Here is a 14,813-nt window from a genome sequence, read left to right on the forward strand (position 1 = left end):
GCCCGGCGCGCGCGGGGCGCACCGGGCTCATCGGGGGTGACGGGCCGGGCGGTTCAGCCCACGGACGAGTAGGCGACCACGCCGCGCAGCAGTCCGTCGACCGCCTTGCGGGCGTTCCTGGCGACCGTAGAGCCCTCGACGGACGGCGCGGCGGCCGAGATCTGCCCCAGCACGTCGATGACCTGCTTGCACCAGCGCACGAAGTCGCCGGCCGGCATCTCCGCCTCGCGCAGCACCTCGTCCAGGCCCTTGCCCGACGCCCACGTGTAGGCGGCCCAGGCGAAGCCGAGGTCGGGCTCGCGCTGGCCCACGCCCTCCGTCTGGCTGATCCGGAAGTCCTCCTCCAGGGCGTCCAGCCGCCCCCAGATGCGGACCATCTCGCCGAGCGCCGCCTTCGCCCTGCCCGAGGGCAGCTTGGGCGCCATCGCGTCGTCGGAGACCCGGGACTCGTACACCAACGCCGACACGCACGCGGCCAGTTCGGCGGGGGCGAGCCCCTCCCAGACGCCCTCGCGCAGGCACTCGCTGGCCAGCAGGTCGAGTTCGCCGTACAGCCGGGCCAACCGCTTGCCGTGCTCGGTGACCTCGTCGCCGCGCAGGTAGTCCATCTCGGTCAGCAGCGCGACGATCCGGTCGAAGGTGCGGGCGATGGTGTTCGTCCGGCCCTCGATGCGGCGCTCCAGCTGCGAGGTGTCGCGCAACAGCCGGTGGTAGCGCTCGGCCCAGCGGGCGTGGTCCTCCCGGTCCTGGCAGCCGTGGCACGGGTGCGCCCGCAACACCTTGCGCAGCCGTGCGATCTCCCGGTCGTCGGCCGCCTGGGAGCGCTGCTTGCGGTGCCGCTCCGGCGCGATGTGCCCGGCCTTGGTGCGCAGCGCGGAGGCGAGGTCCCGGCGGGACTGCGGGGAGCGCGGGTTGAAGGACTTCGGGATCCGCATCCGCTCCAGCGCCTCGACCGGCACCGGGAAGTCGATCGACGCCAGCCGCTTGACCTGTCGCTCGGCGGTCAGCACCAGCGGGCGCGGACCGTCGTGGTGGTCGAAGCCGCGGTGGCCGTTGGACCGCCCCGCGGACAGACCGGGGTCGAGGACCAGCGCCAGTCCCGCGTACTTGCCGGTGGGCACGTGGATGATGTCACCGGGCTTGAGCTTCTCCAGCGCGACGGCGGCCTCCGCACGGCGCTGCACCGCGCCCTGCCGGGCCAGCTCGTTCTCCCGGTCCTTCAGCTCGCGGCGCAGCCGCGCGTACTCCTCGAAGTCGCCGAGGTGGCAGGTCATGGAGGCCCTGTAGCCCTCCAGACCCTCCTCGTTGCGCTGCACCTGCCGGGAGATGCCCACGACCGACTTGTCCGCCTGGAACTGCGCGAAGGACGTCTCGAGCAGTTCGCGCGAGCGGTGCCGCCCGAACTGCTCCACCAGGTTGACCGCCATGTTGTACGACGGCTTGAAGCTGGAGCGCAGCGGATACGTGCGCGTGCCGGCCAGTCCCGCGAGGTGCTCGGGGTTCATGCCGCGCTGCCACAGCACGACCGCGTGACCCTCGACGTCGATGCCGCGCCGGCCGGCCCGGCCGGTCAGCTGGGTGTACTCGCCGGGGGTGATGTCGGCGTGCTGCTCGCCGTTCCACTTGACGAGCTTCTCCAGGACCACCGAGCGGGCGGGCATGTTGATGCCGAGCGCGAGGGTCTCGGTCGCGAACACGGCCTTGACCAGACCGCGCACGAACAGCTCCTCGACGACCTCCTTGAACGTCGGCAGCATGCCCGCGTGGTGGGCGGCGATGCCGCGCTCCAGGCCCTCCAGCCACTCGTAGTAGCCCAGGACGTGCAGGTCCTCGGCCGGGATGGAGGCGGTGCGCTCCTCGACCAGGGAGCGGACCTTCGCCCGCGCCTCCTCGTCGTTGAGCCGGAGCCCGGCGTACAGGCACTGCTGGACGGCGGCCTCGCAGGCGGCGCGGCTGAAGATGAAGGTGATGGCCGGCAGCAGGCCCTCGGAGTCGAGTCGCTCGATGACCTCCGGCCGGCTCGGCGTCCACACGCGCGAGCGCTGTCTGCGCTCCCGCTCCCGGTCCGCCTCGCGCGTGTTGCCCCGTCCGCGCCGGCGGTCGCCCCAGGACGGGCGGCTCGCCTCCAGCCGGGCCATGCGCGTGAGGTCGGGGTTGACGGCCTTCTTGCGGCCCTCGCCCTCCTCGAACAGGTCGTACATCCGGCGTCCCGCCAGCACGTGCTGGAACAGCGGCACGGGCCGGTGCTCGGAGACGATCACCTGGGTGTCGCCGCGGACGGTGTCCAGCCAGTCGCCGAACTCCTCCGCGTTCGACACCGTCGCCGACAGGGAGACCAGGGTCACCGACTCGGGGAGGTGGATGATCACTTCCTCCCAGACGGCTCCCCGGAAGCGGTCGGAGAGGTAGTGCACCTCGTCCATCACCACGTGGCCGAGACCGAGCAGGGTCTGCGAACCGGCGTACAGCATGTTCCGCAGCACCTCGGTGGTCATCACGACCACCGGTGCGTCGGAGTTCACGCTGTTGTCGCCGGTGAGCAGACCCACCTTGTCCGCGCCGTAGCGACGGCACAGGTCGGCGTACTTCTGGTTCGACAGCGCCTTGATGGGGGTCGTGTAGAAGCACTTCTTGCCCTGCTGGAGGGCGAGGTGGACGGCGAACTCGCCCACGATCGTCTTGCCGGAGCCGGTGGGCGCGGCCACCAGCACGCCCTTCCCCGCCTCGAGCGCCTGGCAGGCCTCGATCTGGAAGGGGTCGAGGCCGAAGTCGTACATCTCGCGGAAGGAGGCGAGCGCGGTGGCCTGCTCGGCAGCGCGCCTGCGTGCTGCCGCGTACCGCTCGGCCGGTGAGAGATCCTCTGTCATCGTACTTTCGAGCGTACCGGGCCGCACCGACAACAGGACGATCATTATCCGTGACCGTCCCGGCGGGCGACGGGGCCGCCCGGCTCAGGGGCCGACGACCCGCAGGGCGCCCGGCACGCACCGCGCGGTCAGCGGCAGCGGGCCCACCGGCTCCCCGTCCGCGTAGCCGGTGACCTCCTCGGCGACCAGCTCCACGCTCGCCGCCCGCAGCACGGTGATCGCGGGGTGGTCGACGTGCGTTCCCCGGTACACCCTCGGGAACACCCTCAGCAGCGTGGCCCGGCTGCACCCGCCGACCACCGTGATGTCGAACAGCCCGTCGGTGAGATCCGCGCCGGGGCATATCCGCATGCCGCCGCCGTACGACGGCCCGTTCCCGACGGCCACCAGCGTCGCCTCGACCTCGCGGACCTCGCCGCCGTCGAGGGCGATCCGGTAGGCCAGCGGCCGGAGGGCGGCCAGTTCGGCGACCATCGCGACGTCGTACTTCAGGCGCCCGAGGGGCAGCCGCATCCGGTTGCCTCGGTCGTTGACCCGGGAGTCGAAGCCGGAGGCGAGCACGGCGCCGAACCAGCGGTCGCCGACCCGGCCGAGGTCGATGTCGCGGACCCGGCCGCACTTGAGGGCGTCGGCGATCATCCGGCCGGCCGCGGCCGGTTCCCGCAGGGGCATGCCGAGCGCGCGGGCGAAGTCGTTGCCGGTTCCGGCGGCGACCAGGCCGAGGGGGGTGCCGGTGCCGACGACGGCCTGCAGGGCGAGGTTCGCCATGCCGTCGCCGCCGACGGCGATCAGGGCGCCGGTGCCCTCCTCGACGGCGGCGCGCGCCCGGGCCAGGGCGTCCCGCGGGTCGTCGCCGAGCACGGTCCGCACCGAGAAGCCGGCGTCCCGCAACGCGGAAGCGGCCGGCCGCGCCGCGCGGGCGCCCCGGCCGCGGCCCGCGGCGGGATTGACGAAGAGGGTGATCTCGCTGGTCACGGGAGTGACCCTATGAGCTGCCAGGCGGTCCTCAGGTCACGTCGTCATAACCGTTGACCCGGTCCTTGCCCGTCTGCTCGGGCAGGGCGGCCACGGGCTCCACGGGGTCGATGGCCTCGGGGGTGAGATCCAGCTCGGACGCCTCGTCGTCGGCGGGACCCATGGCCTCCAGTCGGCTCCTGCGGCGGTCGTTGATCAGGGCCACGGCGACCGCGCCGAAGTACAGGACCCAGATCGGTCCGGCGAGCGCCATCATGGTCAGCGGGTCGGTGCTCGGCGTGGCGATCGCCGCGAACAGCGTGATGCCCATGATCATGCCGCGCCACCAGCCGAGCATCCGCCTGCCCGTGATGGCCCCGGTGAAGTTGAGCATCACCAGCAGCAGCGGCAGCTCGAAGGAGAGGCCGAAGACGACCACCATGCGCGTGACGAGGTCGAGCAGGTCGTCCAGCGGCAACAGGTTGTCGACGCCGAAGGGCGTGAACGTGATGAGCACCTCGGCGGTGGTCGGCAGCACCGCGTACGCGAAGTAGGCGCCGGCGAGGAAGAGCGGGAAGCCCGTCGCGACGAACGCGTAGGCGTACTTCCGCTCGTGCCGGTGCAGCCCCGGGGCGACGAAGGCCCACAGCTGGTACAGCCAGACCGGCGAGGCCAGTACGACGCCCGCCATCAGGGAGACCTTCAGTGCCAGCGTGAACGGCGTGAGCAGACCGTTGATCGTGATCTGGGCGCACGGCTCCGCGTCGTTCGTCGAGCGGGCGAGTTCCGCGAAGGACTTCTCGCACCCGACCGACTCGAAGACCGGCTCGGTGAAGAAGTTGATGATGTCGTTGTAGAAGAAGGCTGCGGCGACCGTCACCAGGACGATGGCCAGCAGCGCCTTCGCGAGCCGGTTGCGGAGCTCACGAAGGTGCTCCGCGAGGGGCATCCGCCCCTCGGGATCCTTCTTCTGCTTGCGGGCAGACTTGAGCAACCCACGTTCCCATCTCGTGCGGCGGGCCGGAGTTCACCGGCCCTGCGTCAGCGCTTGGTCGTGTCCGTCGGCTCCGTGACCGGGCGGGAGCTGGTCACGTCGCCGGGAGCGGCCTGGATGGTGCGCTGCGCCGGGGACTGCTGCTCACCGGTGGCGGGCGGGTCGGCCGGGGCGGAGGACTTGTCCTCCTTCATCGCCTTGGCCTCGCTCTTGAGGATGCGGGCGGACTTTCCGAGCGACCGCGCCATGTCCGGAAGCTTCTTCGCGCCGAACAGCAGGATGATGACGACGAGGATGAGAATGATCTCGGGGGCTCCGAGCCTTCCGAACATAAGTCTTTACCTTCTCACCGAGGCTGCTGGGGGTGGGGGGCTGTCCGATCGGCCGGACATGCGTCCGAACGATCGTGTTGTCAGCGATCGTAACGCTCAGGGGTGAACGTGAGGCAATCCCCGTGCGTACTCCCGTCCGCGGTCCGGGCCTCGTTCTCCGGGCCGCGATCAGCAGCGTACCTGCCGGAACCCGGAGGGTGACAGGGCGAACCGGAGACGACCGGCACCGCTGTTCGTTCCGCGCCACGCCCCGCGCGTCCGGGCCCCGTCCGGCCGCGGCCCGCCCACCACGACACGGATCACCCGGAGCACCGAGGCGCTGCGTCCCTGCGACACCGGGAGCGCGGGGGACACGGACCTCCGGCCGCCGCTCGCACACGGGAACCGGCGTGCCGCCGCCGGCACCGCGCCGGACCGCAGCGCTTCGGCGGTCGAGGGCGCCGGGCCGGGGCGGTCAGAGGGATCCGGCGGAACGGGTCGCGGCGGCCGCCGCGTGTTCCAGGTCCTCCGCGGCGCGGCCGATGCGGCGCGCCGAGTCCGCGACCTGCCTGCCGAGCCGTTCCGCCTCGACGAAGACCCGGACGGCGAGCACCCCGATCACCAGCAGACCCAGGAACCCCACGGCAACCGCGAACATCGGCCAGAACATGAGGGCGAGCCTAGACGGTCGAGTGCAGCCGCAGCGTCCGGACCCCGCCGCCGGTCAGCAGCTCCACGATCCGCTCCCCCGCCGGCTTGCGGACGGCCGCCCCGCACTCGGGGCAGGTGAAGGAGTAGAAGGTGGTGCGGCTGCTGGCGCCGATGGCCAGGCGCAACGCGCTCGCGGCGAGCTCGAAGCGCTCCCGGCAGTCCGGGCAGCCCGCCCGGAACATCACCGGGGCCACGCTTCTCATCCCCGCGAACGCGGACGCCACCGTCATCGTCCGCGCACCGGACGTCGCCGACTCGCTCAAAGCCCTCGCTCCTGCCTGTCGTCCTGTCCGTGCGGCCCCGGTCGTCCGGCCGCCTCGACCCCGTCGTACGCCGCCAGCGCCTCGCGGGCCGCCTGCCGGGCGCTGTCGGCCAGCGCGTGCGGCTCGACGATGCGGCCGTCGCGGCCGAGCCGCAGCGCCAGCCGTCTGAGCGAGGCCGGGTCGGGCGTGCGCAGGGTGATGCGCAGCCCGCCGTCGGGAAGCTCGTCCGCGCTGTCGTGCGGGTAGTACTCGGCGACCCAGCGGCCGCCCGGCCCGACCTCGACCACGACCTCGGGGTCCTCGGCCGCGGGCTGCACCAGCCCTTCCGACAGGTCCCGCAGCTCGATCTCGGGCGGCGCGGACGGCTCGTCGAGGATGCGGATCTCGGCGACCCGGTCGAGCCGGAAGGTGCGGCGCGCCTCGGAGCGCCGGCACCAGGCCTCGACGTACGTGTGCCCGACGCTGACCAGCCGGATGGGGTCGATCTCCCGCTCGGTGACCTCGTCGCGCGCGGGCGAGTAGTAGCGGATCCACAGTCTGCGGCGCTCGGCGATGGCCCGGTCGACGTCCGCGAAGACGCCGCCCTCGGACTCGAAGGTCACCGACAGCCGGGAGCTGGCGCCGGCCGCCTCGCCCGCCGCGGTCTCCACCTTCGCGGTGGCCCGCAGCAGCGCCTGCCGGTCGCCCTCGCGCAGTCCGGGCAGCGTGGCCACGGCGCGGGCGGCGACCAGCAGCGCGGTGGCCTCGTCGGCGGCGAGCCGCAGCGGCTCGGCCGCCTCGGCGCCGAGGGCGGCCGGGTTGTGCCACCAGATGCGCTCGCCGTCGGTGTCGATGTCCAGCAGATCGCCGCCGCGGAAGCTGGTGCCGCACATGGGCAGCACGTCGAGGTCGGAGACCAGCTCGTCCTCGGTGATCCCGAAGGCGCGCGCCACGTCCTCGATCCGGGCGCCGGGGCGCTCCCGCAGATACGTCACCAGGGACAGCATCCGCCGGGTCTGGTCGATGGCGTTCACGGGCCTGACCGGTTTGCCTGCCACGTTCTTGTCCGCTCCCCCTCAGCCCTTGGCCACGGCACGCAGCCGGTCCACCACGTCGGCCCGCAGCTCGGCGGGCTCCAGGACCACCACGTCCGGTCCGAACTCCACCAGCCAGGCGTCCAGGCCGTGCCCGTACGGAATCTCCAACTCGTCCCAGCCGTCACCGAGCTCCCGCACCACCGTGGCCTTCGCCCGGAGGGGGTAACCGGCGTCGGAGCGCAGCCGGATCCGCGCCGAGCGGTCGGCGGTCTCCCCCGCCCAGCTCGCCACGGTCTCCCGCACGGTGACGACGTCCGGCACCGGGACGGTGAACCGGCCGCTGCGCGAGCGCACCTTCCCGGTGATCCGGGAGAGCCGGAAGACCCGCTCGGCGCCCCGGTCGCGGTCCCAGCCGGCCAGGTACCAGTGGCCGCGCCAGCACTCCAGCGCCCACGGTTCGACGTGCCGCTGTCCGGGCTGGGCGGCGTTGGCCTTGCGGTAGTCGAAGACGACCGGCCGACGGTCGCGGCAGGCCAGCATCAGGGGTTCGAACGCCGCCTCGTGCACCGGGATGCGCGGCTCCAGCGCGCCATGGGCGCCGTACGGGTCGACGTCCTCGGGGAGGCCGGCCGCGCGCAGCTTCTGCAGGGCGCCGCTGGCCGCACCGGCGAGCCGGGCCTGCTGCCACACCTTGGCGGCGAGCCCGAGGGCGGCGGCCTCCTCGGCGTCGAGGGTGATGGGCGGCAGCCGGTTGCTGTCGCGGCGGGCGAGGTAGCCGACCTCGCCGTCGAGGTTCTCCACCGTCTCGATCACCAGTCCGAGCTCGCGCAGATCGTCCTTGTCGCGCTCGAACATGCGGTTGAAGGAGTCGTCCGAGCCCGCTTCGAGGTACGCCTCGATGGACTCGCGCAGCTCACGCTTGCTGAGTGGCCGCCGCGTCCCGAGCAGACACAGCGCCAGATTCATCAGCCGCTCGGCCTTGGCAATGGCCATCGACCCGCTTCGCCTCCCTATGGTGCTTACGACCGATGACCGTACCGCCCCGGGGTGGCGCGGTGAAAGCCGAGGGCCCACGCCCGGACAGGCATGGGCCCCGGATGATCGACTCCGGTCGGATCAGACGCCGAGCAGGTCGACCACGAAGATCAGGGTCTCACCGGGCTTGATCGCCGGGGTGGGGCTCTGGTTGCCGTAGGCGAGGTGGGCGGGGATGGTCAGCTGACGGCGTCCGCCGACCTTCATGCCCTGCACGCCCTGGTCCCAGCCCTTGATGACCCGGCCGCCGCCCAGCGGGAAGCGGAAGGGGGTGCCGCGGTTCCAGCTGGCGTCGAACTCCTCGCCCGTGCTGAAGGCCACGCCGACGTAGTGCACGGTGACGGTCTGGCCCGCCTGCGCCACCTCGCCGTCGCCCTCCCAGATGTCCTTGATCTCGAGGTCCGCCGGGGGCTCGCCGCCCGGGAAGTCGATCTCGGGCTTGTCGATGCTCACGTCTAACGCTCCTGCTTGTCTGCGGAAAGGCGAACACGCACAGTCTTACATCCTCACGACGTCACAGCTTCGCGAGGATGTCCACCGAGAAGACCAGGGTCGAGTCCTTCTTGATGCCGCTGCCCTCCGGCGGGTTGTCCCCGTAACCCAGCTCCGGCGGGATGACGATGAGGACCCGGCTGCCGACCTTCTTGCCGGTCAGCCCCTGCGCCCAGCCCTTGACGACCTGCTGCAGCGAGAACGACGTCAGCTGGCCCCGGCCGTACGTGGAGTCGAACTCCTTGCCGCCGTCCCACAGCACCCCCTTGTACTGCACCAGGACGCTGTTCTCGGCGCCGACCTCCTCGCCGTCGCCCTCGATGACGTAGCTCGTCACGAGCTTCTTCGGGGCGTCCGCGTCGGGCACCTCGATGGCGGGGGCCTTGCCGTCGGTGTTGGTGCCGACCCGGGGCAGGTCCTTGTCGTCCTGGGCCGCCTCGGTGCCCTTGGCGGAGCTCTTGGCGTTGAACGAGTCCTGGACGTCGACCACGAACACCAGCGTGTCGGTGCCCTTGATCCCCGCCTGCGCGTTGCCCTGCTCGCCGTACCCCCAGGTGGGCGGGACGGCCATCTGGACGCGGCTGCCGGTCTTCTTTCCGGTCAGCGCGTACCGCCAGCCGTCGATGATGGAGCCCTGGGCGAGCTGGATGGCCAGCGGGCTCTTGCGGTCGTAGGAGTTGTCGAACACCTTGGCGGTGCTCCACACCTGGCCCAGGTAGTGGGCGACGACGAAGTCGTTCTCCGCGACCGTCTTGCCGCCGCCCGCGATGACCGTCTTGACCGCGAGGTCCTTGGAGGGGTCCCCGCTGCCCTTGGCGACCGTGGGCTTCTCACCGAACTCCGTGCCCGCCGTGATCGCCGGCAGCGGTCCGTCGACGATCTTCGGCGGAGACGCCGCGGACGTCCGGGGCGCCGAGGGCGACGCGCTGTCGCTGGCCTTGCCCGAGTCGGACTTGTCGTCGCCGCACGCGGCGAGGGTGGCCAGTCCAGCGGGAACGGCAATGAGAAGTGAGCGTCGTCGCACGGTGGGGGCCTCGTAATCATCGATCTTGTGGATGGCGTCCGCGCAACTCTACGGCGTGAGAAGGGCGCCGCACGGTGTAACGTACGGCGCCCGTGTGACGTTCCGGGAATTTTGCCGGTCCCCTGGCGGAACGCGCCTCTCACATTCCGGCGATCAGCTTCTCCACCCGTTCGTCCACCGAGCGGAACGGGTCCTTGCACAACACCGTGCGCTGGGCCTGGTCATTGAGCTTGAGGTGCACCCAGTCGACGGTGAAGTCGCGGCGCTGTTCCTGGGCCCGCCGGATGAAGTCGCCCCGCAGCCGGGCCCGAGTGGTCTGCGGCGGAACGGACTTGCCCTCGAAGATCTTCAAATCGTTGCAGATCCGAGCCGCTTGTCCCTTTTTCTCCAGCAGGTAGTACAGGCCCCGCCGACGGTGGATGTCGTGGTAGGCGAGGTCTATCTGCGCGACCCTCGGGTGCGACATCGTCATGTTGTGCTTGGCCCGGTACCGCTCGAGGAGCTTGTACTTCATGACCCAGTCGATCTCGGTCCCGATGCGGTCGAGGTCCTCGGACTCGATCGCGTCCAGCGTACGGCCCCACAGCTCCAGCACCTGCTCGACGGTGCCGGTGCGGATGCCCCGGCGCTCGCAGAAGTCCAGCGCCTTCTCGTAGTACTCGCGCTGCACCTCCAGCGCGGAGGCCTCCCGGCCGCTGGCCAGGCGTACCTTGCGCCGCCCCGTGATGTCGTGGCTGACCTCGCGGATCGCCCGGATCGGGTTCTCCAGGGTGAGGTCGCGCATCACGGTGCCCGCCTCGATCATGCGCAGCACCAGGTCGGTGGCGCCGACCTTGAGCAGCATGGTCGTCTCGGACATGTTCGAGTCGCCCACGATGACGTGCAGCCGACGGTAGCGCTCGGCGTCCGCGTGCGGCTCGTCGCGCGTGTTGATGATGGGCCTCGAGCGGGTCGTCGCCGAGGAGACCCCCTCCCAGATGTGCTCGGCGCGCTGGCTGACGCAGTACACCGCCCCGCGCGGCGTCTGCAGCACCTTGCCGGCCCCGCACAGCAGCTGGCGGGTGACCAGGAACGGGATGAGGATGTCCGCCAGCCGGGAGAACTCCCCGTGCCGGGCCACCAGATAATTCTCGTGGCAGCCGTAGGAGTTGCCGGCGGAGTCGGTGTTGTTCTTGAAGAGGTAGACGTCGCCCGCGATTCCCTCCTCGTGCAGGCGTCGTTCGGCGTCCACCAGGAGCCCTTCGAGAATGCGCTCGCCGGCCTTGTCGTGGGTGACCAGCTCGGTCACGTTGTCACACTCCGGCGTTGCGTATTCCGGATGTGATCCCACGTCGAGATAGAGGCGGGCGCCGTTCCGCAGAAAGACATTGCTGCTGCGGCCCCATGACACGACACGGCGGAAGAGGTACCGCGCCACCTCGTCAGGCGACAGGCGGCGCTGTCCCCTGAACGTGCACGTGACGCCGTACTCGTTCTCCAGCCCGAAAATGCGGCGGTCCATGAGGGAACATTACGCCCGATCCCCCGACCTGAAACGAGGTTCGACGGCACGATTTGGATCATTTTCCGAACGGGCCGCGACCACCGCCTTCCCGGCGGGAACTGCCAGTACCCGTCCTGTGGCGATCAAAACCAGCAGCGACACGCCGCCCGCGGCCCCCGGCACGGCGAACCCCCACAGCGCCCCGCCCGCCTCGACGACCGGGCCGGTGAGGCCCGTTCCGACCGACGCGCCGACGGTGAAGGTGGTCACCAGCCAGGAGAACGCCTCCGTGACCGTGCCGCGCGGCGCGTGCCGGTCGACCAGCACGAAGGCACAGGCGATGGCCGGGGCGAGGAAGAGACCGGCGACCACGGTGAGCAACGTCATGACCACCGCATCCGGCATCAGCATCAGCGGCAGGTAACACACCGCCAGCAGGGCCACCAGCACCCGCAGTCGCCGCGCGGGCTCACCGCTCCACTGCCGCGCGCCGTACACCGCCCCGCCGATCAGGGCGCCCAGCCCGATCCCCGCCATCAGCCAGCCGTACACATGGTCCCCGCCGTGCTCGTCCGCGTACGTCACGGCCGCCACGGTGATGGACCCCAGCGCCATTCCCACGGCCAGGAAGGCGCCCAGCAGCGCGAGCAGCCCCGGCGAGCGCAGCGCGCCCAGCCAGTGCGCCTCGCGCGGCGCCGACCGCCAGGCGCGCGAGGGCGGCGAGACGGCCACGGAGAGGGCGCCCAGCACACCGATGACGTTCAGCACGAGCAGCGCGGCCTGCGCCGACCACAACGAGGCGCACACCGTCACCAGCAGCGGCCCGACGGTGAACATGACCTCCTGGGCCACGGCGTCCATGGCGTACGCCCGGTGGACATGGCCCTCCTCGGGCAGCACGGACGACCACAGGGCACGCAGCCCGCCCTCCAGGGGCGGGGTGAAGAGCCCCGCGGCGGCCACCGCGCCGTAGGCCACCGCGAGCGACCCGGTCCCCGTGAAGGCGAACAACGCCATCGCCAGCGCCGACAGCACGGCGGCCGGCAACTGCACCCGCGGCTGCCCGCGCAGATCCACCAGCCGTCCCAGCACCGGCTGCCCCACGGCATTGGCCACGCCGTACACCGCCGCCAGGGCGCCGGCCAGGCTGTACGTACCGCCCTCCGCGCGTACGAACAGCACGATCGCGATGGCGGCGGTCGCGTTGGGCAGCCGTCCCACGAGCGTGCCCACGAGCAGCCGGGCGGCGTGCCGCGCCCGGAGGATCTCCAGGTATCCCGTGGTCATCCCGGCCCCTCCACTGGAAGTTTTACGTATAACGAAGGTCTCCATACGTACCATGGCCGCTGTTCACCAGTCCAGACGAAGGAGCGGCCCGACGATGCCCCGAGCCGGCACCCGCCCCACCAGCCGGGACGTCGCCCGGGCCGCCGGCGTCTCGCAGGCCGCGGTCTCCCTGGTCCTCGGCGACAAGTGGCGCGGCCGGGTCTCCGAGACCACGGCCGAGCGCGTCCGCGAGGCCGCGCGCACCCTGGGCTACCGCCCCAACCTGGCCGCCCGCAACCTCCGCCTGGGCCGCACCCGCACGGTCCTCCTGGTCGTCCCCGCCCTCACCACGGAGTTCTTCGCCGGCGTCTACACCGGGGCCGCCCGGGTCGCCTCCCGGCACGGCTTCGGCGTGGTCCTCTACCCCTCCCCCGAGGGCATCGGCCCCGCCCGCGACCCCTTCGCGTCCGCACAGGCCGCCCTGGACGGCGTCATCGCCTCCTCCATGGCCGCGGAGGCCCTCACCGCGATCCGCGGCGACCAGCTGCCGCTGGTGATGCTGGACAGCGACCCCGGGGGCAGTGTGGGCGCGGCCACGGTCAACCTCGACATCGCCGACGGTGTCCGCCAGGTCACGGACCACCTGCTCGGCCTGGGCCACCGGCACTTCCTCCACCTGGCGGCGGACGTGGCGTCCTGGACCTTCGAGGTGCGCGCGCGGGAACTGGCGGCACGGCTGCGGGAGGTTCCGGGCACGTCGTTGCGCACGGCGCGGGCGCCCATCTCGATCAAGGGCGCGGAGGCCTCGGCCCGGGCCGCGCTCTCCGGGGCGCCGACGCCCCGTCCGACTGCCGTGATCTGTGACGACGACCAGCTGGCGGCCGGCACCTACAAGGCGGCGCGGCGACTGGGGCTGCGGATCCCCGAGGAGCTGTCCGTCACCGGGGTGGACGACCTGGCGCTGGCGGCGGCGATCGATCCGGAACTGACGACCGTCCGGCTGGACGCGGAGCTGTTCGGGGAGCGGGGGATGCAGGCGCTGCTGGCGGTCCTGGAAGGCCGCGTGCCCTCGGCGGGCGACATCCCGGTCGAACTGGTGGTACGAGGCTCCACGGCCCCGGCGCGATCCCCGCGCTGACGGCTTGCGGCCGGCCGGGGGTGGGCCCCTCGCGGCCCGGCGCCCGACGGGTGCGCCGGAACGGGTCAGGGCGCCTTTGCAGCCCGGCGCCTTGCGAGATGCCCCCGCCGCCGCGGGCCGGGGGTGTTCACGCGGCCCGGCGCCCACGGGGCTCCTCCCCTGGGGGGTGCCCTCAGCGCCCGCCCTCCCCCACTCCCGGCTCCGCTCGAACGGGAGCGCCTCCCAGGCCCTCGAGGCACTGGGGGAGGCACGACTTGCCCGCGGAACGCGGGAACGACGGCAGGGGGCCGCGCGCGGCGGGAAGGGGTCGGGGCGGGGCGCCGCCCGCAGCGGCCGGCGCGTCCGCGCCCTCGCCTTCCCGAGGGACGTGATCCGCGCCGGCCCGAGGACGGACACCCCGTCCGACCCACCGGCCGCAGGCGCCGCCCCAGGTCCCGCCGGACCCAAGGCCGCGCCGCAGACACACTCAGCCGTGCTACTCGACGTCTCCGCCGGAGTCGGCCTCCGCCTCGGAGGCCGTCTCCGCGCCACCGGCCTCCAGCAGACGGGACAGCTGACGCCCTCCGATCCGCTTGAACTTCCGCTTCTGCGGGCGCGTACGGTCCAGCACCGCCACCTCCAGCCGCTCCGCGGGAATCTCCCGCTCACTGCCGTTGGTGTCGCGGGACAGCGACTGCACCGCCAGCTTCAGCGCCTCCGCCAGCGTCATCCCGTCCCGGTGCCGCTGATCCAGGTATCCGCTGATCTGCTCCGCGTTGCCCCCCACCGCCACCGAGCCGTGCTCGTCCACGATGGACCCGTCGTGCGGCAGCCGGTAGATCTGGTCGCCCTCCGCGGTCTCCCCGACCTCGGCCACCACCAGCTCCACCTCGTACGGCTTCTCCCCCACGCTCGAGAAGATCGTCCCCAGCGTCTGCGCGTACACGTTCGCCAGGCCCCGGGCCGTCACGTCGTCCCGGTCGTAGGTGTAACCCCGCAGATCGGCGTACCGCACGCCCCCGATCCGCAGATTCTCGTACTCGTTGTACTTGCCGGCCGCGGCGAACCCGATCCGGTCGTAGATCTCGCTGAACTTGTGCAGCGCACGGGACGGGTTCTCACCGACGAACACGATCCCGTCGGCGTACTGCAGCACGACAAGGCTGCGGCCACGGGCGATGCCCTTGCGGGCGTACTCCGCCCGGTCCGCCATCGCCTGCTGGGGTGAGACATAGAACGGCGTCGACACCGGTTATCCGTCCCTTTCTGTCGAAGTCACT

The 14,813-nt window shown here is 71.9% G+C and carries 14 protein-coding genes; 1 reads left to right on the plus strand and 13 read right to left on the minus strand.

The window, feature by feature from the left end; translation table 11 throughout:
- Positions 1–53: 53 nt before the first annotated feature.
- The 12 genes from ACZ8ZB_RS06855 to ACZ8ZB_RS06910 form a co-directional block, all read right to left on the minus strand.
- Positions 54–2,912, minus strand: coding sequence for a DEAD/DEAH box helicase (locus tag ACZ8ZB_RS06855; protein ID WP_470736807.1), 2,859 nt, complete (start codon positions 2,910–2,912; stop codon positions 54–56).
- Positions 2,913–2,951: 39 nt separating this feature from the next.
- Complete coding sequence (locus ACZ8ZB_RS06860; RefSeq protein WP_470736808.1) at positions 2,952–3,842, minus strand: diacylglycerol kinase; 891 nt, start codon at positions 3,840–3,842, stop codon at positions 2,952–2,954.
- A 31-nt stretch (positions 3,843–3,873) separates the two neighbouring features.
- Complete coding sequence (gene tatC, locus ACZ8ZB_RS06865; RefSeq protein ID WP_470736809.1) at positions 3,874–4,815, minus strand: twin-arginine translocase subunit TatC; 942 nt, start codon at positions 4,813–4,815, stop codon at positions 3,874–3,876.
- 47 nt (positions 4,816–4,862) lie between these two features.
- Positions 4,863–5,147, minus strand: coding sequence for a Sec-independent protein translocase subunit TatA (tatA, locus tag ACZ8ZB_RS06870; protein ID WP_470736810.1), 285 nt, complete (start codon positions 5,145–5,147; stop codon positions 4,863–4,865).
- 454 nt (positions 5,148–5,601) lie between these two features.
- Positions 5,602–5,796 carry a hypothetical protein gene (locus ACZ8ZB_RS06875; protein ID WP_470736811.1) on the minus strand — a complete coding sequence of 65 codons (195 nt, stop codon included), beginning with the start codon at positions 5,794–5,796 and terminating at the stop codon, positions 5,602–5,604.
- A gap of 10 nt (positions 5,797–5,806) precedes the next feature.
- A complete protein-coding gene (locus ACZ8ZB_RS06880) occupies positions 5,807–6,100 on the minus strand; it encodes a hypothetical protein (RefSeq protein WP_470736812.1) in 294 nt (97 codons plus the stop codon).
- Entirely contained in the window at positions 6,097–7,137 is a 1,041-nt protein-coding gene (locus ACZ8ZB_RS06885; protein WP_470736813.1) for a helix-turn-helix transcriptional regulator, read from the minus strand. Before ACZ8ZB_RS06885 ends, ACZ8ZB_RS06880 begins: the two co-directional genes overlap by 4 nt.
- 18 nt (positions 7,138–7,155) lie before the next feature.
- Complete coding sequence (locus tag ACZ8ZB_RS06890; protein ID WP_381231304.1) at positions 7,156–8,109, minus strand: helix-turn-helix transcriptional regulator; 954 nt, start codon at positions 8,107–8,109, stop codon at positions 7,156–7,158.
- A gap of 123 nt (positions 8,110–8,232) precedes the next feature.
- Positions 8,233–8,604, minus strand: coding sequence for an FKBP-type peptidyl-prolyl cis-trans isomerase (locus tag ACZ8ZB_RS06895; protein ID WP_030835713.1), 372 nt, complete (start codon positions 8,602–8,604; stop codon positions 8,233–8,235).
- 61 nt (positions 8,605–8,665) lie between these two features.
- Positions 8,666–9,667, minus strand: coding sequence for an FKBP-type peptidyl-prolyl cis-trans isomerase (locus ACZ8ZB_RS06900; protein WP_470736814.1), 1,002 nt, complete (start codon positions 9,665–9,667; stop codon positions 8,666–8,668).
- 139 nt (positions 9,668–9,806) lie between these two features.
- On the minus strand, positions 9,807–11,168 hold the full coding sequence (gene pafA / locus ACZ8ZB_RS06905; RefSeq protein ID WP_142196373.1) for a Pup--protein ligase: 1,362 nt from the start codon (positions 11,166–11,168) through the stop codon (positions 9,807–9,809).
- A gap of 9 nt (positions 11,169–11,177) precedes the next feature.
- Positions 11,178–12,437 (minus strand): MFS transporter, encoded by a 1,260-nt coding sequence (locus ACZ8ZB_RS06910; RefSeq protein ID WP_470736815.1) that lies wholly within the window; start codon positions 12,435–12,437, stop codon positions 11,178–11,180.
- Between the two features lie 94 nt (positions 12,438–12,531).
- On the opposite strand from ACZ8ZB_RS06910, the gene ACZ8ZB_RS06915 reads away from it, so the two are divergent.
- Positions 12,532–13,554, plus strand: coding sequence for a LacI family DNA-binding transcriptional regulator (locus tag ACZ8ZB_RS06915; RefSeq protein WP_470736816.1), 1,023 nt, complete (start codon positions 12,532–12,534; stop codon positions 13,552–13,554).
- A gap of 475 nt (positions 13,555–14,029) precedes the next feature.
- Here the strand turns inward: ACZ8ZB_RS06915 and prcA are convergent, their stop codons facing one another.
- A complete protein-coding gene (gene prcA, locus ACZ8ZB_RS06920; protein ID WP_030825917.1) occupies positions 14,030–14,782 on the minus strand; it encodes a proteasome subunit alpha in 753 nt (250 codons plus the stop codon).
- Positions 14,783–14,813: the final 31 nt, after the last annotated feature.

It is taken from the genome of Streptomyces sp. 12E, assembly GCF_055633275.1.

Coding starts and splice junctions, on each gene's coding strand:
- ACZ8ZB_RS06875 (WP_470736811.1), bottom strand. CDS start 5,796: ATGTTCTGGCCGATGTTCGCGGTTGCCGTGGGGTTCCTGGGTCTGCTG.
- pafA (WP_142196373.1), bottom strand. CDS start 11,168: ATGGACCGCCGCATTTTCGGGCTGGAGAACGAGTACGGCGTCACGTGC.
- ACZ8ZB_RS06915 (WP_470736816.1), top strand. CDS start 12,532: ATGCCCCGAGCCGGCACCCGCCCCACCAGCCGGGACGTCGCCCGGGCC.
- ACZ8ZB_RS06910 (WP_470736815.1), bottom strand. CDS start 12,437: ATGACCACGGGATACCTGGAGATCCTCCGGGCGCGGCACGCCGCCCGG.
- tatA (WP_470736810.1), bottom strand. CDS start 5,147: ATGTTCGGAAGGCTCGGAGCCCCCGAGATCATTCTCATCCTCGTCGTC.
- ACZ8ZB_RS06855 (WP_470736807.1), bottom strand. CDS start 2,912: ATGATCGTCCTGTTGTCGGTGCGGCCCGGTACGCTCGAAAGTACGATG.
- ACZ8ZB_RS06890 (WP_381231304.1), bottom strand. CDS start 8,109: ATGGCCATTGCCAAGGCCGAGCGGCTGATGAATCTGGCGCTGTGTCTG.